This window comes from Mesorhizobium subarcticum, assembly GCF_055456085.1.
The window spans coordinates 5,551,119-5,570,992 of sequence record NZ_CM144237.1 but is presented as its reverse complement, the minus strand read 5'-3'; the positions used below and the strand labels follow the sequence as shown (position 1 = coordinate 5,570,992).

Genomic DNA, 19,874 nt, shown 5'->3' with positions numbered 1-19,874 from the left:
AATCAGGCGGCCTGGTCGATGTAGAGGCACCCGGCCGGCAGCGTTTCCGTCGCCTTCAGCTTCGGCGAATAGCGATAGAGCGTCGAGCAATAGGGGCAGACCTTCTCATTGTCGTCGCCCATGTCGAGAAACACATGCGGGTGGTCGAAAGGCGGATTGGCCCCCGTGCACATGAATTCCTTGACCCCGATGTCGATTGCCGGGTGGCCCGCATCGTTCTGGAAATGGGGAATGGAACCGCCTGCCATCGTCGTCTCCTTAACGCAGTCTCGCATGCATCTGGATCATAACAGGTCTCTTTGCAAGATCGATGAAATGAAACTGTCGCAAAAGCCTGTCAGAGGATAAGTTGAGCCGGTTAAGCGTGTGACCGCGGATGCCAAGCGATTCCGCGACGGATCATGCGTCACAAAAGCATGTTAGAGCGTCCATCGCCATCTGGCGGCGCTCCCAAAGGAACGGTTGCGGGCAGGAACCATGAACGAACTGAAGCCGGTGCAGAGCGAATTCGTCAATGTCGAGGTGGCCAGTTCAGAGGGCGGCAACCCGGATCGCTTCGTCAACCGCGAGTTTTCCTGGCTGCAGTTCAATCGCCGTGTGCTTGAGGAATCGCTGAACACCCATCATCCATTGCTGGAGCGCGTCCGCTTCCTGTCGATCTCGGCAGCCAATCTCGACGAGTTCTTCATGGTGCGTGTCGCTGGCCTCGCCGGCCAGGTGCGCGAAGGAATCACGCTGAAAAGCCCCGACGGCCGCACGCCCGAGCAGCAGCTCGAACAATTGCTGCGCGAGGTCGAACGGTTGCAGGAGGACCAGCAGAAGAGTTTTTCGGCGCTGACCGTCCTGCTCAACAAGGAAGGCATCGAAAGCATTGCGCGAGATGCTCTGACCAAGGACGAGAAGGTCTGGCTGGAAGACCACTTCCAGGAGCAGGTATTTCCGGTGCTCACCCCACTGTCGATCGACCCGGCACATCCATTCCCGTTTATTCCCAATCTCGGCTTCTCGATGGCGCTGCAGCTTCGTCACCGCAAGAACGGCGAGGAGATGAGCGCGCTCTTGCGCCTGCCAGTGGCGCTGAAGCGCTTCATCCGCTTGCCCGACCGCAAGCACCATGTCCGCTTCATCCCGCTGGAAGAGGCGGTCGGCCTCTATATCGGCAAGCTGTTCCCCGGCTACGAGGTCAAGGGTTCCGGCACGTTCCGCATCATTCGAGACAGCGATATCGAGGTCGAGGAAGAATCGGAAGATCTCGTGCGCCTTTTCGAGACGGCGCTGAAGCGCCGCCGCCGCGGTTCGGTGATCCGCATCGAATTCGACAAGCTGATGCCTGGCGAATTGCGTGACTTCGTCGCCGGCGAGCTCGGCGTGTCGTCGAGCCGTATCAGCGTGCTGACTGGCCCGCTGGCGCTCAGCCAGATCTCCGAAATCGTCTCCATCCCCCGCGACGATCTGAAGTTCACGCCCTACAATCCGCGCTTTCCCGAGCGCATCCGCGAGCATGGCGGCGACTGTTTCGCCGCAATCCGCGAGAAGGACATCGTCGTCCATCACCCCTACGAATCCTTCGACGTCGTGGTGCAGTTCCTGCGCCAGGCGATGGCTGATCCGGAAGTGGTGGCGATCAAGCAGACGCTTTACCGCACCTCCAACGACAGCCCGATCGTGCGCGCGCTGGTCGACGCGGCCGAAGCCGGCAAGTCGGTGACAGCACTTGTCGAGCTCAAGGCGCGCTTCGACGAGGAGGCCAACATCCGCTGGGCGCGCGATCTTGAGCGCGCCGGCGTCCAGGTCGTGTTCGGTTTCCTCGAGCTCAAGACCCATGCGAAAATGTCGCTGGTGGTGCGGCGCGAGGACGGCAAGCTGCGCAACTATGTGCATCTCGGCACCGGCAACTACCACCCGGTCACCGCGCGCATCTACACCGACCTTTCGTTCTTCACCACTGATCCGACGATCGCCCGTGACGTCGCCCAGCTGTTCAACTTCATCACCGGCTATGCCGAGCCGACCGCTGAAATGCGGCTGGCGATTTCGCCGTTCACGCTCAGAAGCCGCATCTTGAAGCACATTGCCGACGAGGTCGCTCATGCGCTCGAAGGAAAGCCGGCGCGCATCTGGATGAAGATGAACGCGCTGGTCGATCCGATCATCATCGACGCGCTCTATGACGCCAGCCGCGCCGGCGTCGAGATCGACCTCGTCGTGCGCGGCATCTGCTGCCTGAGGCCGCAGGTGCCGGGCCTGTCGGAAAACATCAGGGTCAAGTCGATCGTCGGCCGCTTCCTCGAACACAGCCGCATCTATTGCTTCGGCAATGGCCACGGCCTGCCGTCGGACGAGGCGATCGTCTACATCTCCTCGGCCGACCTGATGCCGCGCAATCTCGATCGTCGTGTCGAGACCATGGTGCCGATCACCAATCCAACTGTGCATGAACAGATCCTGGGCCAGATCATGCTGGGCAACATCATGGACAATCAGCAAAGTTTCGACGTATTGGCAGATGGTACCTCCCGGCGCGTGGTGCTGGAGGAGGGCGAGGAACCGTTCAACGCGCAGGAATATTTCATGACCAATCCGAGCCTGTCGGGACGGGGTGACGCGCTGAAGTCGCATGCGCCCAAGCGCATCGCGCAGTTCAAGCGCCGCAAGAAGAACACCGCAGCGTCCACCTGATGATGTCTGATTCCCAGGGCCGGCTGCAGGACCGCCGACCGCTGTCCATCATCGACATCGGATCGAATTCGATCCGTCTCGTCGTCTATGAGGGGCTGGCGCGCTCGCCGACCATGCTGTTCAACGAAAAGATGCTGGCCGGCCTCGGCCGCGGCATCGTTTCGACCGGCAAACTCGACCCCGAAGCGGTGACCCGCTCGATGGAAGAGTTCCGCCGCTTTCGCGCGCTGTCCGATCAGGCGGGCGCAGAGCATATGTATGTGCTGGCCACCGCTGCCGCGCGTGAGGCCATCAATGGTCCGGACTTCATCCATCGCGCCGAGGAGGTGCTGAAGACCGAAATCCGCGTGATCAGCGGCCGTCAGGAGGCCTATTATTCGGCGCTGGGCGTCATTTCCGGCTTTCATCCGGCCGATGGCATCGCCGGCGATCTGGGTGGCGGCAGCCTCGAACTGGTCGACGTCAATGGTGAAGCGATCGGCGACGGCATAACGCTGCCGCTGGGCGGCCTGCGCCTGCAGGACATGGCGAAAAACTCTCTTGCCCAGGCGCAGAAAATCGCACGTGACGAACTGGCGCGGGCCAAGCTGCTCAAAGGCGGGCAGGGCAGACCCTTCTACGCCGTCGGCGGCACATGGCGAAACCTCGCCCGGCTGCACATGGAAATGACCAATTATCCGCTTGGCGTCATGCACCACTACGAGATTGGCATCGAAAGCGCGTCCAATTTCCTGAAGCAGGTGGCGAAAGGCGAGATCGAGAAGGTCAAGGGCATCGAAGGCGTTTCGAAGAACCGCCGCTCGCTGCTGCCCTACGGCGCCATCGTTTTGCAGGAAATCATGGCGGCGATGCAGCCGTCGAAGATCATCGTCTCGGCGCTCGGCGTGCGCGAGGGCTTCCTCTATTCGCTGCTCGATGCGGCCGAGCAGAAGGCCGATCCACTGATCTCGGCGTCCGAGGAACTCGCCCGGCTGCGCTCGCGCTCGGTCACCCATGCGCATGAACTGGTCGACTGGACCGCCAGGACCTTTGCCGCCTTTGGCATCGACGAGACCGAGGACGAGGCGCGCTACCGCCACTCTGCCGCCTTGCTGGCCGACATAGGCTGGCGCGCGCATCCCGAATATCGCGGCAGGCAGTCGCTCAACATCATTGCGCACGCCTCCTTCTTCGGTGTCGACCATCCCGGACGCGCCTTCCTGGCGCTTGCCAACGCCTATCGTCACGACGGCATCTTCAACGAGGCGATCGCGCCCGAGATCAAGGCGCTGGCGACACCGCGCTATCTGGAGCGGGCCCGGGTGCTGGCGGCGATGATGCGCGTCGTCTATCTGCTGACGGCCTCGATGCCCGGCATCATGCCCAGGCTGAAATGGGAACAGCGCGCCAATGGCGTGCTGGCGCTGGTGTTGCCGGCATCGCTCTCCGACCTCTACGGTGAGCGTCCAGCCGGCCGGCTGGCGCAGCTGGCACGAATCACCAACCGCAGGCTGGTGCTGGCGGTGGAGGGTGGCCCTAGCGTTTCGGTGAAATAGGCGCGGCCTATCAGAGCGTGATTTATCTGACCCACGCGGATTTAAGACGATATTAAACCGGACCGCGTCCATCGGCCGACCAGGCGCCCGCACCAGCCATCGCCAGCGCCAGGAAGCCGCCTGCAATCGCGATGTCCTTCATCAGCATCTGCTGGTGCAGGAAGGCGAGCATCGCGTCGCCGGCGCCCTGGCCGTAATGGCCGATGAAGCCGGCAACGACGCAGAAGGCCGCCAGCAGCAGCGCCACGATTCGGGTCTGGAAGCCGATGAGGATCAGCAAGCCAGCGATCAGCTCGAACAGGCCCGTGCCCCAGGCAGCAAGCGCTGGCAGCGGCAGGCCGAGGCCGGCGAAATAATCTGATGTACCGGCGATGTTGGCGAGCGCCTGGAAGCCGGACGGTACGAACATCACGGCAAACAGCAGTCGCGAAACCAGAAGCAATGCGTTGCGAGCCATAGCCACCTCCCTTGCCTGTGCCCGATCGGGCTCGATCCGGCTTCCGCGCAGCTTACCCCTGCGCGGCTGCAGCCGAAACCGGCTACTTCAGACAACGAAAAAGCGGCGCGGAAAATTCCGCGCCGCTTCTGTCATGCCTGGGAAGGCAGCTTGGAAGGGAGTTCAGCCGCGCTTGGCGTCGATCGAGAAGGCGCCCGCGCCCGAAGAAGCCAGCAGCAGGAAGCCGCCGGTGATGGCGAGGTTCTTGAGAAACTGGATCATCTGCATCTGGTCAGCCCAGCCTGTGTGGGCGACCAGCCCGGTGGCGACCGTGAAGACCGCGAGCACCCAGGCCGCGGTCCTGGTCTGGAAACCGACGAGGATGGCGAGGCCGCCGAGCAGTTCGATCAGGCCGACGACCACGGCCGTTACGGTCGGAAGGGGCAGGCCGAGGCCGCCGAAATAGGCTGCGGTGCCGGAAATGGCGGTGAGCTTGCCGAAACCGGAAAGCAGGAAAATGACCGCAAGCAGGATGCGGCCGAGCAGGATGGTGACAGAGCTGTTGGACGCGGTGGCGGCGCCGGCAGCGGAAGTGTTGATGGACATGGTGACTTCTCCGACTGGGTTGAATGCCGGAGAGATAGACGATGCCGACTGTTCACCAAAGCCGCCTAACCGGCGACACATCGTTCACAGGCCGTACATTTCCGTGATCGGCCAAGAAGCGCGAAATTCGTGTCGGTTGATGCGGTGACGGGAGTAAATTCTCCCGCCGCAAAACAACTTACCCCGGATGTGTCATATCCTCCGGCCGCACCAGCCGGTCATAATCGGCCTCGCTGACCAGTCCGGTGGCGAGCGCTTCCTCGCGCAGCGTCGTGCCGTTCTTGTGGGCCGTCTTGGCGATCTTGGCGGCATTGTCATAGCCGATGGTCGGGGCCAGCGCCGTCACCAGCATCAGCGAACGGTCGAGCGCCGCCTTGATGTTGTCCTCACGTGCCTCGATGCCGACGACGCAATTGTCGGTGAACGAGACCGAGGCGTCGGCGAGCAGCTGCACAGACTGCAGGAAGTTGTAGGCCATCAGCGGATTGTAGACATTGAGCTCGAAATGGCCCTGGCTGCCGGCGAAGGTCACGGCCGCGTTGTTGCCGAACACCTGCACGCAGACCTGCGTCATCGCCTCGCACTGGGTCGGATTGACCTTGCCCGGCATGATCGACGAGCCCGGCTCGTTTTCCGGCAGCGACAATTCACCCAGACCCGATCGCGGGCCGGAACCCAGGAAGCGGATGTCGTTTGCAACCTTGAAGAGCGCGGCGGCCGCCGCGTTGATGGCGCCATGCGAGAACACCATGGAATCGTGAGCGGCGAGCGCCTCAAACTTGTTCGGCGCGGTGACGAAGGAAATGCCGGTGATGGCGGCAATGCGATCAGCCACCCGCTCGGCGAAGCCGACGGGCGCATTGAGGCCGGTGCCGACGGCGGTGCCGCCTTGCGCCAGCTCCTGCAGGCCAGGCAGCGTCAGTTCGATGCGCTTAATCGACGAGGCGATCTGCGCCGCGTAACCGGAAAATTCCTGGCCCAGCGTCAGCGGCGTCGCATCCTGCGTATGCGTGCGGCCGATCTTGATGATGTGGTTGAACTCCCTGCTCTTGGCGGCGAGCGCCTTGTGCAGGTGCTTCAGCGCCGGAAGAAGGTCGTGCACGATACGCTCGGCACAGGCGATGTGCATGGCCGTCGGATAGGTGTCGTTCGACGACTGGCTCATATTGACGTGGTCGTTGGGGTGCACCGGCTTCTTCGAGCCCATGACACCGCCCAGCATCTCGATCGCCCGGTTGGAGATCACCTCATTGGCGTTCATGTTGGACTGCGTGCCAGACCCGGTCTGCCAGACCACCAGCGGGAAGTGGTCGTTGAGCTTGCCGTCGATGACCTCTTGCGCGGCGTCAATGATCGCCTTGCCGATAGCCGGATCGAGCCGCTTCAGCTCCATGTTGGCTTCCGCCGCCGCCCGCTTGACGATGCCCAGCGCGCGCACGACCGAAACTGGCTGCTTTTCCCAGCCGATCTTGAAGTTGCCGAGGGAACGCTGCGCCTGCGCGCCCCAATAACGGTCAGCCGCAACCTCGATGGGGCCGAACGTATCGGTTTCGGTTCTGGTCTTTTGAGCGCTCACGCGGGTTCTCCAGTCTATCGAATTCGGCAACGGCCTATCGCGTTGCACAACAGGCATCAAGCGGAGAATGGGCGGCCTGAGGATGCAAATCGGTTGAAGGGTGGGCTGCATCTTCGATCACCATGTCGCAATCCTTCCCCTCCAGCGGCGCCACTGCGTACGCAAGGAGGCGTAGCGGCCAAAAGGAAGTGTTGGCCGCGCGGATGCCGGTTTCGGCCGCTCTTCCACGCGTTGACGCACGAGGTTCATCAATCGACAGAATGGAGGGGTTTCCAATCCGCGCAGGCGGTTGACGATGCTGTCGGGCAGCGGTTCCGAGCGCCAGGCGAAATAGGCCTCGTACTCTCGCGGCGTTCCGATCAAGTGCTTGAGATAGGCTGCGAGGTCCTTGGTGTCGGCGAAGGCGCTGGCGTCGATATAAGAGTTTGCCGGGACGAATTCACCTACGTTAGGGGCGCCAAGGTAGACCGGCACCGTGCCAGCCTCAAACGCGTCGTAGATCTTCTCGGTGACGTAGTCGGGCTCGACTGAATTTTCCAATGCAAGGCAAAACATGTGTCGCGCAATGGTTTCGATCTTGGTCTTCCGGCCGAGATCCGGGCCGCTGATCGTTCGGTTGTGAAAGTGCCTGCCATAGGAATCGATCTTGATATGGCGTGAGAGCTGGGCCGTGAAATCGATGCGACCGCTGCGGGTCAATTGCGCGGACTGGAACAGCGCAACGGGCGCTTCCTCCGTCTTCGCGGCGATTGGTTTGGCGACCATTTCCTGCCACTCGCGGGCCAGGGGCAAATAGGGCATCCAGACGTCGGAAGATGTTTCGTGTGTCATCGTGATGTCGAAATGTTTCATGACATCCGGCTTGGTAACGACGCCGTAGTTCTGGCGGCTCTCCATCGACCAGGCCACCCAATCCTGGCCGGGATATTTGCGGGCATCGCCAAATTCGCGATAGTCAGGAATATGAAAGACCACCGCCGCCGCCTCGGAGAGCCGGCGCTTGTCCAGGGTCCACCGCCCCGGCAAGTCACATTTGATCGATGCGATGTCCACGGGCTTGCGGAAGAATGTCGTGTAGAAAAGGATCAGCGGATCGTTTGACGACATGATATCCCGATATCCGAAACACTTTCGTTGTCAGTGATTGACGCGGAATTGGAAGGCTGGTCAAGCGACGGACCGTCGAACCCGGCAGCGGCCTGCCCCATTCCCCACAAAAGACACGTTTTGTCTTTCGCATGCCGCTGATGCGGTCCTTATTGATGGCAGCCAGGGTCGTTTTCGCGCGGCCATTCTTACCCTGCCGCATGGCTTCCCGCTGCATGTTCGCGGAATTCTCTTCCTTGACCTAACGGCCGCGGCGGCCAAATCCGGTGGGGCCGGTGGGACGCCTCGTTTGCGGTGCCGGAGGTGCGGAATCCATCTTGCTCGCTTGCTGTTCCAGCCTGGCCGGTCGCGATTGCTGCTGAACTGAGCGTTCGGCCTTCATGCGTGAGATGTGGGCGTTGAGGTCGCTCCTCGAATCATCCGCGCCGGGTGGCGAGCCGTAGTCGTTGTTGCCGTCCGAGCCGGAGAAAAAGCCGCATTCGACGAGCACCCATAGCCCGCCGATATAGGGGATGAACAACAGCAGGGACCAACTGCCTGATTTGTCGAGATCATGGTACCGCTTGATCGTTGCGGCGAAATTGATCCAGAGCGAAAGTGCGGAGCCGATGAGCAGCACCAGATTGACACTCAGCCTGTCTGATTGAAGCGCCCTGAGCCTGTGTCCGGCCGATATGCCCACGACATGGAAAAGGGCGGCGACGGTCACCACCAACAGGACCAGGACTGCGAGCTGGGCCAACCACCATTGCCCACGCCCGATGCGCCCGGAAAATCCAAACAGAAGATTCATCTACACCCCCATCGGCAGCGAGGGTAATATTCGTTGCTTGCGTAAAAAGTTGCTGAATATATTCAGGCGGGATCATGGGTATGATAGGTCAATTGTTTCGATGGTTAATTGATGTGAAAGGGTATGTATAAATAGAGATTGGTATTGTATTTCTGTCGACGAGGATCGCACCCGGTAACCGAAAACAGCCGCTTGGTTGATGATCGGATTTTATCTGGATCCGAACAACAACGCGCCGATCCGGTCTCACGCAGTGGCGCAATCGGCGCTCACCCCGCAGTATATCCGCCATCGATTGCGAAGATGCCACCGCTGGTCCACGCGGCCTCGTCGCTGGCGAGATAGACCGCCATTCCGGCGAGGTCGTCGGGGCGGCCGATGCGGCCGAGCGGGTAGCTGCGTTCGACATAGGCTCCAAGCTCCGCCTGTGCCTCGGCTGGCAGGGTGTCGACGGTCTTGCGCCGCATGGCGGTGTCGACTGTGCCCGGCGCGATGGCGTTGACGCGGATGCCGCGCGGGCCGAGCTCGAATGCCAGCGATTTGGTCAGCGAGTTCAACGCGCCTTTGGACAGGGAATAGAGGCTCGATGGCCGCTTCGGGATCATCTTGCTGGCGAAATAGGAAGAGATGTTGATGACGGACGCACCGGGGCCGAAATGCGGCAGCAGCCCCTGGGTGAGGAAAAACGCCGCTGTCACATTGAGCGCGAAGGAATGCTGGAACTGCGCCTCGCTGACCGTTTCGAACGGGACGAGGTAAGCGACACCGGCATTGTTGACCAGAATGTCGAGCGGCCGGCCGGAGACTTTCACGTGCTCGACAACAGCTGTGATGCCGGGGCTGGTGGCAAGATCGGCCGACACTGTCTCCAACTGACCGGCCGGGCCGGGAGCCGCCAGCTTCTGGCGCGCGGCTTCGAGCTTGCCGGCGTCGCGGCCGACGATCAGGACATCAGCGCCTTCGCGCAGGAACGCTTCGGTGATTGCCAGCCCGATGCCGTCCGAGCCGCCGGTCACCAGCGTACGCTTGTCTTGCAGTCTCATCGGGCACTCCGAGGCTCGCTTTGGATCACCTTGAGAGCACCGCGGATCCTTAGCCATGGTCAAGCCGCCCGCCTATCGCACGGTATGAACTTCGACAGTCGCCAGTTTACGCGCCGGCGGTCGCAGGCCGGCGCATGGCAAGCCGCGCGCTGACAAAATCCTTGACCTGGCGGATCGCCTGTTCGCGCGAGACGCTGCCCGGCTCAAGGCCGAGCCGCAGCCAAAGCCCGTCGATCAGTGCGGTGACGCCAAGCGCGATGTCGTCGGCATCCGCCTTCGAGGCAAGGCCGTGCAGGCCGGACAAAAGGTTCGAGCGCATGCGCGCGTGCAGCGCCTTCTGGATGCGCGCCAGCTTCTCATCACGCGGCACCTCGGCACAGAGCGAAAGCCAGGCATGGCATAACGGCGGCCGGAAAAGATGCTCCTCGAAATTGCCTTCGATCACCGCATCGAGCCGCTCCATCGGCGTCCGTGCCAGGCGAAGCCGGGCGACCACCGCGTCGCGCAGCACGGCATTGGCCTCGCGCATCGCATGCTCGAACAATTCCTGCTTGTTACGGAAATAGTGCAGCACGATGCCCTTGGAGGCTCCGGCATGGGCGGCGACCTTTTCCAGGGTAGCACCTGCAATGCCTTCGCGCTCTAGCACTGCGAAGGCGGCCTGCCGCAATTCCTTGCGGCGTATGTCACCGAGACGTTTGAGTTTCACGGGTTCGATCCATGCATGACGAATCCACGTTGACATTTTCGTCCAGCCAGATCAACAATTGACCAGTGGGACAATAAAATGACCAGTAGGTCAATTTAGAGAAGAGGAGAACCGAAATGTTGCGCATCCTTGCGAATGGCGTGTGCCTTGCTGTGTTGGCGCTGGCGTCTCACGCGGCCCAGGCGGCCGAGGCTGAGCAGTGCAGGGCCGTTCGCATGGCCGAACCCGGCTGGAACGATCTCGCCTTCACCACAGGAGTGGCCAACGTCCTGCTGCAAGCGCTCGGCTATCAGTCGCAGAGCGAAGTGCTCGGCATCAACGTCATCTATGAGGGCATGAAAAACAGGGATCTCGACCTGTTCCTGGGTTACTGGGATCCGGCGATGGTCACCTATTACGAGCCCTACAAGAAGGACGGCTCGATCGAGAATGTCCGCGTCAATCTCGTCGGCGCCAAATACACCTTCGCCGTACCCACTTATGTCTGGGAGGCCGGGGTCAAGGACATTTCCGACCTGCACAAATTCGCCGACAAATTCGGCAAGAAAATGTACGGCATCGAACCCGGATCCAATCAATTGATGATGGACGCCATCTCCGATCCGGCCTTCGGCCTTGACGGCTGGCACGTGGTCGAGTCGAGCGAGGCCGGCATGCTTTCCGAGGTCGGCTACGAGATCAAGGAGAAGCAGTTCATCGTCTTCCAGGGCTGGGCGCCGCATCCGATGAACACCATGTATGATTTCAAATATCTGACCGGCGGCGACAAGTTCTTTGGCCCGAATTTCGGCGCCGCGACGGTGACGACGCAGGTGCGCAAGGGCTATCTGCAGCAATGCCCGAATGTCGCGCAATTCCTCAAGAATCTCGCTTTCGACATCGACTTCGAGAATGTCGGCATGGGCTACCTCATTAATGACGGCCTGAAGCCGGAGGAGGGGGCGCTGAAGGCGATCACGCAGAACAAGAACCGCCTCGACGCCTGGCTCGCCGGCGTCACCACGTTCGACGGCAAGCCCGGCCTTGCCGCGGTCAAGGAGAAGCTCGGCCTGTGATGCCGGTCGCGATGGAGCCGGTGCCGGATACCTGGGCTGACCAGGACGCCTGGGCCGGCCGCAAGCAATTCGCCGATCCCGGCGGCCTCGAGATCGCCTATGTCGAGGTTGCCGGTGCAGAACCGGCGTTGGTTCTGGTGCATGGTTTCACCGACACCAGCCGCAGCTTTTCGCTACTGGCGCCGCATCTGGCCGGCCGCCGGCTGATCATGCCCGACCTGCGCGGCCACGGCGCGTCACAGGCGGGCAAGGGCTGCGCTATCGCGGACTTCGCCAATGACATTGCCGACCTGATCCGGCATTTGCGGCTCGATCGGCCTGTTGTCGTTGGCCATTCGCTGGGTGCCATGGTGGCCATCGCTCTGGCTGCGCGGCACAACGGCCTCATCGGCGGGCTGGTGGTTATTGCCGGCACGTTGAAGCCCGATTTCGCGCGCGACCATTCGCTGGTCGTGGGCGTGCAGGCCTTGCGCGATCCGATATCGCCGGCCGATCCGTTCTACGCCTGGTGGCATGCCTGCCGGCCTGGTGTGCCTCAGCCATTTCTTGCCGGTCTGGCCAACGACGCCTCGGCGATGCCCGCGGCGCGCTGGCGCGCCATCCTGGAAGAGATTTGCCTTGCCGATCTGACCGATGCGGCACAAAAGGTGATCGTCAGAACGCTGATCATCGCCGGCGTCCTCGACCCGTTGTTCAGCGAGGTGCACCAGGAGGCGCTGTCGCGTTCTCTATCCAGAGCAAGCCTGGTCCGCGCCGAGACATGTGGCCACAATCCGCATTGGGAGGATCCGGCCTTTGTCGCCGAGCTGATCCATAGGACGTTCAGGAGCGGATAGACCAAGCGGTACCGTGCCAGACGTCATTCCGACGGCCCACGCAGCCGTGACGTTGCTGAAACTGGACGGACGGACGCCGCTTGTGCTGAAACTCCATCGATGATGAATCACCGGTGGCCAAAATTGCTTTCACGACGCAGCTTTCTGATGCAGGCTGGTGGTCTTGCCGCGGCTGGCGCGCTGTCACGGCCGGCGCTCAGTCAGACCGGCCAGCGCATCCAGCCCATCGACGCCACCTTCCTGTTCATCGCCGATGTCCATGCCTGCCGCATGGCAAGCGGCCTGAGCCCCAACTGCCAGTTGGAAGGCAAGACCGACGCCGCACTGCTGCGCAATGTTGCGGCACTGAACGCCGTCGGCGACAAGGAGTGGCCGGTTGAGATCAACGGCGCTGCCACCGGCCTGCGCTCTGCCGGCAGCCGGATTGGCACACCGCTCGGCCTTGTGGTCGGCGGCGACATCACCGACGATGGTGGTGGTCAGATCACCCAGCCGAGCGAGGGCACGCAACTGCTGCAATTCAGCCAACGCTACAGCCAGGGCGTTGGCCCCGATCGCGTCCACATGCCGGTCTATGTCGGGCTCGGTAACCACGATCTCGACCAGAATGGTCCGCCGCACCATGTCGACTGGTACCGGCGCGAACTGCGCGACTATGTCGAGGTCAATCACCGTGCGGGCGTGTTCTTCAAGCCGCCCGTGCCGGCCACCGACTACGATGTCGAGACCGACTGCTATTCCTGGGATTGGGGCGGCCTGCACCTTGTCCAGACGCATCGTTTCGCTGGCGATACGGGCCATGGCGCGGATGGCAGCCTGCCATGGCTCAAGCAGGATCTGGCGACCTATGCCGGGGATGGGCGGCCGGTCATCCTGTTCCAGCACTATGGCTGGGACACATTCTCGACGGAGCGGTGGGATCCTGCCAAGAGAACCTACGACGATGATGGCGCCGGTGCGCCGCACTGGTGGGGCGAGGCAGACAGGCAGGCGCTGCTGGCAGCGCTGAAGGGCTACAATGTCATCGGCATCTTCCACGGCCATCAGCATGAAACGTCGCTGATCTATCATCGTGACGGGCTTGATCTGTTCAAGCCGAACGCCGCCTACATGGGCGGTTTCGCCGTGGCCAGGGTGACCAGCGATGGCATGGACGTGGTGCTTGGCGAGGCGACCGATGACCACGGCGGGGTCGCCTTCACCAACGCCTTCAGCCGGGACTGGGGCACATGAAAAAGGCGGCCCCTCGCGGCCGCCTTCTCCTTCGACAAAACAGATATCAGAATGCTTTCCTGACCTTGGCCTTCACATCGCCATAGGCTTTCTGCACCTTGCCGGCGACCTTGTCGGCCATGCCTTCAATCTGGGTTCGCCTGTTCCCGGTCGCCTTGCCAGCAACCTGTTTGACCGAGCCTTTGATCTGCTTGGCAATGCCGGCAACCTGATCCCTGTTCACCACTTTCGCATCTCCTGGGAGTCCTTGAATTCCGGGGAATTCGTCCGCGCGGATAAACGGGCTGGCGTCGTTTTCGTTCCAGGCCTCCCATTAGAATCAGATGAGTTTGTGCAACCGCTTCCGGCAGCAAGGCTGGCAGGTTAGGCTGCGACAACGCACAGGCTGATGAGCATCAGGGCGATCGCGTTCCAGGGGGAAAAATGACGGAATTCACACTCTATATCGGCAACAAATGCTTTTCCTCGTGGTCGCTCAGGCCATGGGTGGCGATGCGGCATCTGGAGATACCGTTCGAGGAAGGCTTTGTACGGCTGCGCACGCCCGAGACTTTTGCCAATTTGGCGAAGGTGTCGCCGACCGGTCAGGTACCGGTCCTAAATCATAATGGCAGGATCGTCTGGGAAACCCTTGCCATCCTTGAATATCTTGCCGACCTGTTTCCCGACAAAAAACTGTGGCCGGCCGATATCGGCGCTCGCGCGCTGGCACGTGCGGCGGCGACCGAGATGCATTCCGGCTTTCGCGAGGTCCGCTATGGCTGGCCGATGAATTTGCGGCGACCGAAGGGACACAAGCCGCTCGACGCCGAAGGCGAGGCGCAGCGGGCGCGTATCGAAGCGCTGTGGCGCGAGTGTCGCGAAAAGTACGGCAAGGGCGGCCCGTTCCTGTTTGGCCATTTCACCGCGGCCGATGCCATGTATGCGCCCGTCGTCACCCGCTTCGACACTTACGGTGGGGATCTGGCATCCGACACCAGAGCCTATGTTGACGCCGTCCTGGCGACTCCGGCAATGCGCCACTGGTATGCGGAAGCGGCGAAGGAGCCATGGCCGGAGCCAGGCCCGGACGAGTGAGCCTCGCCACAAGGCCGGGCTTCCAAACAGGTTCGCTCGGCCTCCACAACCCGCTACAGCCATAAGTGGAACGGAACGTTAAGCGCCTTTGTGCTTCCATCGAGCGTGTCAGGGGTGGCAACATGATGAGCATGTCGAAGGAAGGGTCGCCGAGCGGCGGCGTCGGGCTTTCCGAACTGGTCAGCGCGCTCAGCTATGCGCTGGATATCAGTGAAGGCCACCCGACCGGCCATTGCGTCCGTGCTTGCTGGATCGGCTTTCACATTGGCCGCGAGATTGGCCTGTCACAGACAGAGCTTTCGCATCTCTATTACACGCTCCTGCTCAAGGATGTCGGTTGCAGCAGTAACGCGGCGCGCATCTGCAGCCTCTATCTGGCCGATGACATCGCACTCAAGCACGACTTCCATCTCGTCAATGACAGCCTGCCGCAGATCCTGCGCTTCGTGCTGTCGCGCACCGGTATGAAGGCCAAGCTTGCCGAACGGTTCCGGGCGCTGCTCAACATCGCCATGAATGGCGGCACCATCGCCAACGAGCTGTTCCAGACCCGCTGCCAGACTGGGGCCGAGATCGTCAGGCAGATGCGGTTTCCCGAACCCGTGGCGCAAGGCGTCATGGATCTTGACGAGCACTGGAACGGGCAGGGCCAGCCGGCCCGCCTGGCCGGGGAAGCGATCTCACCGCTGGCACGCATCGCGCTGGTCGCCCAGATCGCCGACGTCTTCTACGCCAGTGCCGGCCCCGAGGGGGCTATCGCCGAGTTGCGCGCGCGCTCAGGCACCTGGCTTGAACCCCGGCTTGTCACCGCCTGCGAGCGGGCTGCCAGCGCGCCAGGGTTTTGGGCCATGCTCGATTCGCCTGAGCTTTCCATGGCGGTCATCGAGCTGTCGCCGGGAGATGATCGTCTGCCTATCGACGATGACTATCTGGATGATGTCGCCGCCGCCTTCGCCAAGGTGGTCGATGCCAAATCGCCGTTCACCAACGGCCACAGCGAGCGTGTCGCTTTGTTCACGGACTTGATTGCCGAGGAACTTGGGCTGGATGATCAGCGCCGGCGGCGGCTGAAGCGCGCCGCCTTGCTGCATGACATCGGCAAGCTTGGCGTTTCCAACCAGATTCTCGACAAGCCCGGCAAACTGGACGAGGCCGAATGGGCTGCCGTTCGTCACCATCCAGCACTCGGCGAGATCATCCTGTCGCGGATTGGCGCGTTCCGCGAACTTTCACGGATAGCCGGCGCTCACCACGAGAGGCTCGACGGGAAGGGCTATCCGCGCGGCGTTGCGGCGGATGCGATCGACCTCGACACGCGCATCGTCACAGCGGCCGACATCTTCGACGCATTGACTGCGGAGCGGCCGTACCGCGCGGCCATGCCGGTCTCGAAAGCTCTCGGGATCATGGCTGGCGATGTTGGCACGGCGATCGACCCGGACTGCTTCGAGGCACTGCAACGTGCCGTTCTGCAACTGGATCGGATGGCGGCCTGAGCACACGGCCTTGCTGCTGGTCTGAACAACATTTGACATCACGGCGAAATAGTCCTACAAGAAATTCGTCGATATTTGTTTGACTGACTTTTGTTATCCGCGCTTTTGAGCGCGCCTTTGACGAACTTCCCACATCAAAAATCGAGACAAACGACGTTGTGCATTCGCATGACGGCGAACGAGTATTTGCCATGGAAAGGGTTCGTCATGAGCACCGGCACAGTTAAATGGTTCAACGCCACCAAAGGCTTTGGTTTTATTCAGCCTGACGACGGCTCGGCCGACGTTTTCGTCCACATCTCGGCCGTAGAGCGCGCCGGCATGCGCGACATCGTCGAAGGCCAGAAGCTCGGCTACGAGATGGTCCGCGACAACAAGTCGGGCAAGATGTCCGCCGACCAGTTGAAGGCGGCCTGAAAAAAGAATTCAGCTTTCCCGGTGACCACGGATGTACTGGCACCGGTGAATGGCGAATTCTGGCGCATGGCTGCGGAGACCTGAGTTTCCAAGGCACATCATGCGCATGAGAGGAGTGTTTCCTGTGCATCCATCTGGATGCGCGGCGCTCCCATGGAAGGTCAGGCGGTGCCTGGCCTTTTTCATTTTACGCTTGTTGGCGCCGAAAATGCGATGCGCATTGGGCCGAACGTGCTAAGGGACGCTCCAGCAATTTGAATCCGCTGCCGTATTGCTTCGTGCGTGCGGCCTCGCCCTATTGGCACCAGGCTCCTGACAGGAGAAAGATTTTGACCGCCCATTCGAAGACAGCCGCCGAGCCGGCCGTGTCGCTGTTCAGCAAGACACAGACCCAGTCGATGTCGCTCGGCCGCATCATTTCCGAGCGCGATGCCGTTAGCGAAGCGCGTGAGGCCAAGACCGCCCGCTTGCGCGAACTGCGGCTGGAAAAGGAAGCTGACGAGATGGCAGCGGCCGCAGCGCTCGCTGCGTTGCCCAAGCGAGCCGGAAAACGCTGATGGCCACCAAGCGCGTACCGCCAACGCCGATCGCGGCCGATGCGACCATCGCCGACATGGTCGACGGCCTCGACAAGCCGGTCGAATTTGTCCGGCGCGTGCTGGAAAAACTCGAACGCTGCAAGCGCGCGCACGGCGATGCCCAGGTGCGCGTCGGCGTGCGCGGTCGCGCCGAAGCCCCGAACTACCTGATCGAATATGTCCGCGAGGACAAGAAGACCCAGGAGCGGGTGACCCACCAGGATGCCGCCTACAGCGGCAGCACGCATCGTGAACTGGCGCCGCATCACATCGCGGAGGCCAGGAACTGGTCGCCCGAGGAAATGAACATCACGGCCGTCTCGGCGCTGATCGGCCGCTTGCGCAATCCGCGCGCTCCATCATCGCGTTTCGCCGACGAGGACTGACATGGCCATCAAATTCTCCACCAAGGACCAGACTGCAGCACCGGCTCCCGCTGCAAAGCCGGCCAAGCCGGTTGCCGCGAAGGCCAACGAAGCTGCCGAGGCCGCGACCGATCTGTTCAAGTCGCCGGCGGACGCACCGAAGGGCAAGGCGGGCAAGAAGAAGTAGCGCCTTGCCGCAGGACGCCGATCGCAACCTCGCCGTTCTTGCGCCGCGTGGCTTGGTGACGCCCGATTTCGACTGCCAGAGCTGCGGCGCGTGCTGTTCCTATTCGGCAGAGTGGCCGCGCTTCTCCACCGAGGATGACGCGCAGCTCGACCGGATTCCTGAAAAATATGTGGCGGCCGACCTGTCCGGCATGCGCTGTGAGGGCGTGCGCTGCTCGGCTCTTACAGGCGAAGTCGGCAAGTCGACCGCTTGCGGCATCTATGAATTGCGCCCGGATGTCTGCCGCGCCTGCATGCCCGGCGATGACGAATGCCTGATGGCGCGCCGGGCGCAGGGATTTCCGACCTCTTAGGGACGGCTGGCTGTGGCTTGTGCACACACTGCTTGCTGGCTACGCTGCGTCAGGGCAGGGCGCCGGAGGAAATCATCGTGAGCATCGAGTTTCTGTTGACGTCGCTGATCGTCGTGGCTTCGCCCGGCACCGGCGTTCTCTACACGCTGAGCGCCGGGCTTTCGCGCGGTGCGCGGGCCTCCATCATTGCCGCCTTTGGCTGTACGCTCGGCATCATCCCGCATATGGCTGCCGCCATCACCGGCCTGGCTGCGCTGCTGCACACCAGTGCGGTCGCCTTCGAGACCCTGAAATATATCGGCGTCGCCTATCTCATCTACATGGCCTGGAACACGCTGAAGGAGAAGGGCGGCCTCAGCGTCGAGGACAATGTCGCGCCGCGCTCGGCCGGCAAGGTGATTGCCACCGGCATCCTCGTCAACGTGCTCAATCCGAAACTGTCGATCTTCTTCTTTGCCTTCCTGCCGCAATTCGTCAGCACCACCGAGCCCAACGCGCTGTCGAAGATGCTGGAGCTTAGCAGCGTCTTCATGCTCTTGACCTTCGTGGTTTTCGTTGGCTACGGCATCTTCGCCGCTTCGATCCGCAGCCATGTCGTGTCACGGCCAATGGTGCTGACCTGGATGCGCAGGACGTTTGCGGGCGCCTTCGTCATGCTCGGCGCCAAGCTGGCACTGGCGGACCGGTAATCTCGCGCTCCAGCTTTTTGTTTTGATGCAATTCCCCAGGGAATTGCATCAGGCGCCCTGGTTAGGGAAGCAAGCCTTGGCGCTGAGGTTCGGGCCGTTGATCAGCGACGTCAGCAAGGCCGGCAGCACGGTGGCGAAGGTGTAGGAAACCTGGACGCTTGAAAAGCCGGACAGGCCCGAGCAGGTGGTGTTGTTGGCGACAGTGATGTTGGTGCCGCTGAGAACAATCCCGTCGGTTGCCGCCCTGCTGCTGATATAGCTGACCGCGCTGGGCGCATCGTAGACGCCGTTCAGCGTGCAGCCGCTTTGCAGCACGCCGACGCAACGCGCCCCTGCCGCGGCAACCTCATTCAGCACGTGCTGGGCCCAGTACATGCGGCCGAACTCGAACGTGCCCATCAGCACCATCAGCAACGGCACCGACAGCAGCGCGAATTCCACCGCGTTGGCGCCGGATCTGTCACGCAGGAAGGATCGGCGAAGGCTCATTGCGGTTGCACCACCGACTGGACGGTGATGTTGCCGTTGCTGACGATGCCGAAGCCACCGAAAAGCGGCGTGTAGGGCTTGCTGGCTGAGATCGTCACGAATTTTCCAGCCAGCCCGCCGGCGCTGCAGATGCTGCCGCACGCCACCGGCGAACTCCAGGCCACGGCCCCCGAATTGCTCGGGCAGTAGCACAGGTCGGCATTGGCAGCGGTGCCGGTTTGGGTGGCCGTGGATGTGGTGGCGTTATACGCAAGTGTGGCACCGTTGTTGACGAGCACCTGTATGTTGCCGCCATTGCCGCTCAGGCCGCTCAGGCCGCTCAGGCCGCTCGTGACAATCGTCGCGATGTTGCCGGCCAGCGCACTGCCGCCGGAGGAATTGACCTTGTCGCCATTGAGAAGCGCATAGTTCGAGCCGGCCGAGACCGCCGAACTCAGTTCGAATTTGGCCTTTAGCGAGCCACCAATGTCGACGGTTCCGGCCAGGATCACGAGCAGCACAGGGCTGACCAAAGCGAACTCGACCGCCGACACCCCGGCCTTCTGGTGCCGCAGAAAGTCCACGAGTGCGGAACGTCCCCTAAAAGGCAGGCTGCGGCCGAGACAGAACAACAGCT

General features: G+C 62.0%; 24 protein-coding genes. 13 read left to right on the top strand and 11 right to left on the bottom strand.

Annotation, left to right across the window (positions count from 1 at the left end; translation table 11 throughout):
• Positions 1-2: 2 nt before the first annotated feature.
• Positions 3-248 (bottom strand): zinc-finger domain-containing protein, encoded by a 246-nt coding sequence (locus ACZYHG_RS27365; protein WP_015318409.1) that lies wholly within the window; start codon positions 246-248, stop codon positions 3-5.
• Between the two features lie 229 nt (positions 249-477).
• On the opposite strand from ACZYHG_RS27365, the gene ACZYHG_RS27360 reads away from it, so the two are divergent.
• A complete protein-coding gene (locus ACZYHG_RS27360; protein ID WP_464611217.1) occupies positions 478-2,679 on the top strand; it encodes an RNA degradosome polyphosphate kinase in 2,202 nt (733 codons plus the stop codon).
• Entirely contained in the window at positions 2,679-4,214 is a 1,536-nt protein-coding gene (gene ppx / locus ACZYHG_RS27355; RefSeq protein ID WP_464611216.1) for an exopolyphosphatase, read from the top strand. Before ACZYHG_RS27360 ends, ppx begins: the two co-directional genes overlap by 1 nt.
• Positions 4,215-4,266: 52 nt before the next feature.
• Here the strand turns inward: ppx and ACZYHG_RS27350 are convergent, their stop codons facing one another.
• The 7 genes from ACZYHG_RS27350 to betI all read right to left on the bottom strand — a co-directional run bounded on the left by ACZYHG_RS27350 (position 4,267) and on the right by betI (position 10,520).
• Positions 4,267-4,671 carry a DoxX family protein gene (locus ACZYHG_RS27350; RefSeq protein ID WP_464611215.1) on the bottom strand — a complete coding sequence of 135 codons (405 nt, stop codon included), beginning with the start codon at positions 4,669-4,671 and terminating at the stop codon, positions 4,267-4,269.
• A 162-nt stretch (positions 4,672-4,833) separates the two neighbouring features.
• Positions 4,834-5,256 carry a DoxX family protein gene (locus tag ACZYHG_RS27345; RefSeq protein ID WP_464611214.1) on the bottom strand — a complete coding sequence of 141 codons (423 nt, stop codon included), beginning with the start codon at positions 5,254-5,256 and terminating at the stop codon, positions 4,834-4,836.
• Positions 5,257-5,434: 178 nt separating this feature from the next.
• The gene (gene fumC / locus ACZYHG_RS27340; protein ID WP_464611213.1) at positions 5,435-6,832 is read right to left on the bottom strand and encodes a class II fumarate hydratase; all 1,398 of its coding nucleotides are present in this window, start codon (positions 6,830-6,832) and stop codon (positions 5,435-5,437) included.
• Positions 6,833-6,949: 117 nt separating this feature from the next.
• Complete coding sequence (locus tag ACZYHG_RS27335; protein ID WP_464611212.1) at positions 6,950-7,939, bottom strand: glycosyltransferase family 10 domain-containing protein; 990 nt, start codon at positions 7,937-7,939, stop codon at positions 6,950-6,952.
• Between the two features lie 241 nt (positions 7,940-8,180).
• On the bottom strand, positions 8,181-8,732 hold the full coding sequence (locus ACZYHG_RS27330) for a DUF805 domain-containing protein (RefSeq protein ID WP_464611211.1): 552 nt from the start codon (positions 8,730-8,732) through the stop codon (positions 8,181-8,183).
• Positions 8,733-9,001: 269 nt separating this feature from the next.
• Positions 9,002-9,775 carry an SDR family NAD(P)-dependent oxidoreductase gene (locus ACZYHG_RS27325; protein WP_464611210.1) on the bottom strand — a complete coding sequence of 258 codons (774 nt, stop codon included), beginning with the start codon at positions 9,773-9,775 and terminating at the stop codon, positions 9,002-9,004.
• A gap of 106 nt (positions 9,776-9,881) precedes the next feature.
• Complete coding sequence (betI, locus tag ACZYHG_RS27320) at positions 9,882-10,520, bottom strand: choline-binding transcriptional repressor BetI (protein WP_464611209.1); 639 nt, start codon at positions 10,518-10,520, stop codon at positions 9,882-9,884.
• 80 nt (positions 10,521-10,600) lie between these two features.
• Between betI and choX the strand changes: the two genes are divergently transcribed.
• From choX to ACZYHG_RS27305, 3 genes are all read left to right on the top strand, one after another.
• Positions 10,601-11,539 carry a choline ABC transporter substrate-binding protein gene (choX, locus tag ACZYHG_RS27315; protein ID WP_464611208.1) on the top strand — a complete coding sequence of 313 codons (939 nt, stop codon included), beginning with the start codon at positions 10,601-10,603 and terminating at the stop codon, positions 11,537-11,539.
• Positions 11,539-12,375 (top strand): alpha/beta fold hydrolase, encoded by an 837-nt coding sequence (locus tag ACZYHG_RS27310; protein ID WP_464614804.1) that lies wholly within the window; start codon positions 11,539-11,541, stop codon positions 12,373-12,375. The genes choX and ACZYHG_RS27310 overlap by 1 nt, the downstream gene beginning before the upstream one ends.
• A gap of 99 nt (positions 12,376-12,474) precedes the next feature.
• Positions 12,475-13,608, top strand: coding sequence for a metallophosphoesterase (locus tag ACZYHG_RS27305; protein ID WP_464611207.1), 1,134 nt, complete (start codon positions 12,475-12,477; stop codon positions 13,606-13,608).
• Between the two features lie 46 nt (positions 13,609-13,654).
• Here the strand turns inward: ACZYHG_RS27305 and ACZYHG_RS27300 are convergent, their stop codons facing one another.
• A complete protein-coding gene (locus tag ACZYHG_RS27300; protein WP_464611206.1) occupies positions 13,655-13,834 on the bottom strand; it encodes a CsbD family protein in 180 nt (59 codons plus the stop codon).
• Between the two features lie 197 nt (positions 13,835-14,031).
• Between ACZYHG_RS27300 and ACZYHG_RS27295 the strand changes: the two genes are divergently transcribed.
• From ACZYHG_RS27295 to ACZYHG_RS27260, 8 genes are all read left to right on the top strand, one after another.
• On the top strand, positions 14,032-14,685 hold the full coding sequence (locus tag ACZYHG_RS27295; protein WP_464611205.1) for a glutathione S-transferase family protein: 654 nt from the start codon (positions 14,032-14,034) through the stop codon (positions 14,683-14,685).
• Between the two features lie 125 nt (positions 14,686-14,810).
• Positions 14,811-16,181: an HD-GYP domain-containing protein gene (locus tag ACZYHG_RS27290; RefSeq protein WP_464614803.1), complete on the top strand. Its 1,371-nt coding sequence runs from the start codon at positions 14,811-14,813 to the stop codon at positions 16,179-16,181.
• Between the two features lie 207 nt (positions 16,182-16,388).
• Positions 16,389-16,598, top strand: a complete 210-nt coding sequence (locus ACZYHG_RS27285; RefSeq protein ID WP_010915421.1) for a cold-shock protein — start codon at positions 16,389-16,391, stop codon at positions 16,596-16,598.
• 329 nt (positions 16,599-16,927) lie between these two features.
• On the top strand, positions 16,928-17,155 hold the full coding sequence (locus ACZYHG_RS27280; RefSeq protein ID WP_027034611.1) for a hypothetical protein: 228 nt from the start codon (positions 16,928-16,930) through the stop codon (positions 17,153-17,155).
• Positions 17,155-17,562: a hypothetical protein gene (locus ACZYHG_RS27275; protein WP_027034612.1), complete on the top strand. Its 408-nt coding sequence runs from the start codon at positions 17,155-17,157 to the stop codon at positions 17,560-17,562. Before ACZYHG_RS27280 ends, ACZYHG_RS27275 begins: the two co-directional genes overlap by 1 nt.
• Position 17,563: 1 nt before the next feature.
• On the top strand, positions 17,564-17,728 hold the full coding sequence (locus tag ACZYHG_RS27270; RefSeq protein ID WP_464611204.1) for a hypothetical protein: 165 nt from the start codon (positions 17,564-17,566) through the stop codon (positions 17,726-17,728).
• A gap of 4 nt (positions 17,729-17,732) precedes the next feature.
• Positions 17,733-18,080, top strand: a complete 348-nt coding sequence (locus ACZYHG_RS27265) for a YkgJ family cysteine cluster protein (RefSeq protein ID WP_464611203.1) — start codon at positions 17,733-17,735, stop codon at positions 18,078-18,080.
• Between the two features lie 77 nt (positions 18,081-18,157).
• On the top strand, positions 18,158-18,769 hold the full coding sequence (locus tag ACZYHG_RS27260; RefSeq protein ID WP_464611202.1) for a LysE family translocator: 612 nt from the start codon (positions 18,158-18,160) through the stop codon (positions 18,767-18,769).
• Between the two features lie 48 nt (positions 18,770-18,817).
• Here ACZYHG_RS27260 and ACZYHG_RS27255 read toward each other — a convergent pair whose 3' ends face one another.
• Together ACZYHG_RS27255 and ACZYHG_RS27250 are read right to left on the bottom strand one after the other, a co-directional pair.
• Complete coding sequence (locus ACZYHG_RS27255; protein ID WP_464611201.1) at positions 18,818-19,258, bottom strand: TadE/TadG family type IV pilus assembly protein; 441 nt, start codon at positions 19,256-19,258, stop codon at positions 18,818-18,820.
• A complete protein-coding gene (locus tag ACZYHG_RS27250; RefSeq protein ID WP_464611200.1) occupies positions 19,255-19,869 on the bottom strand; it encodes a TadE/TadG family type IV pilus assembly protein in 615 nt (204 codons plus the stop codon). The genes ACZYHG_RS27255 and ACZYHG_RS27250 overlap by 4 nt, the downstream gene beginning before the upstream one ends.
• Positions 19,870-19,874 lie beyond the last annotated feature (5 nt).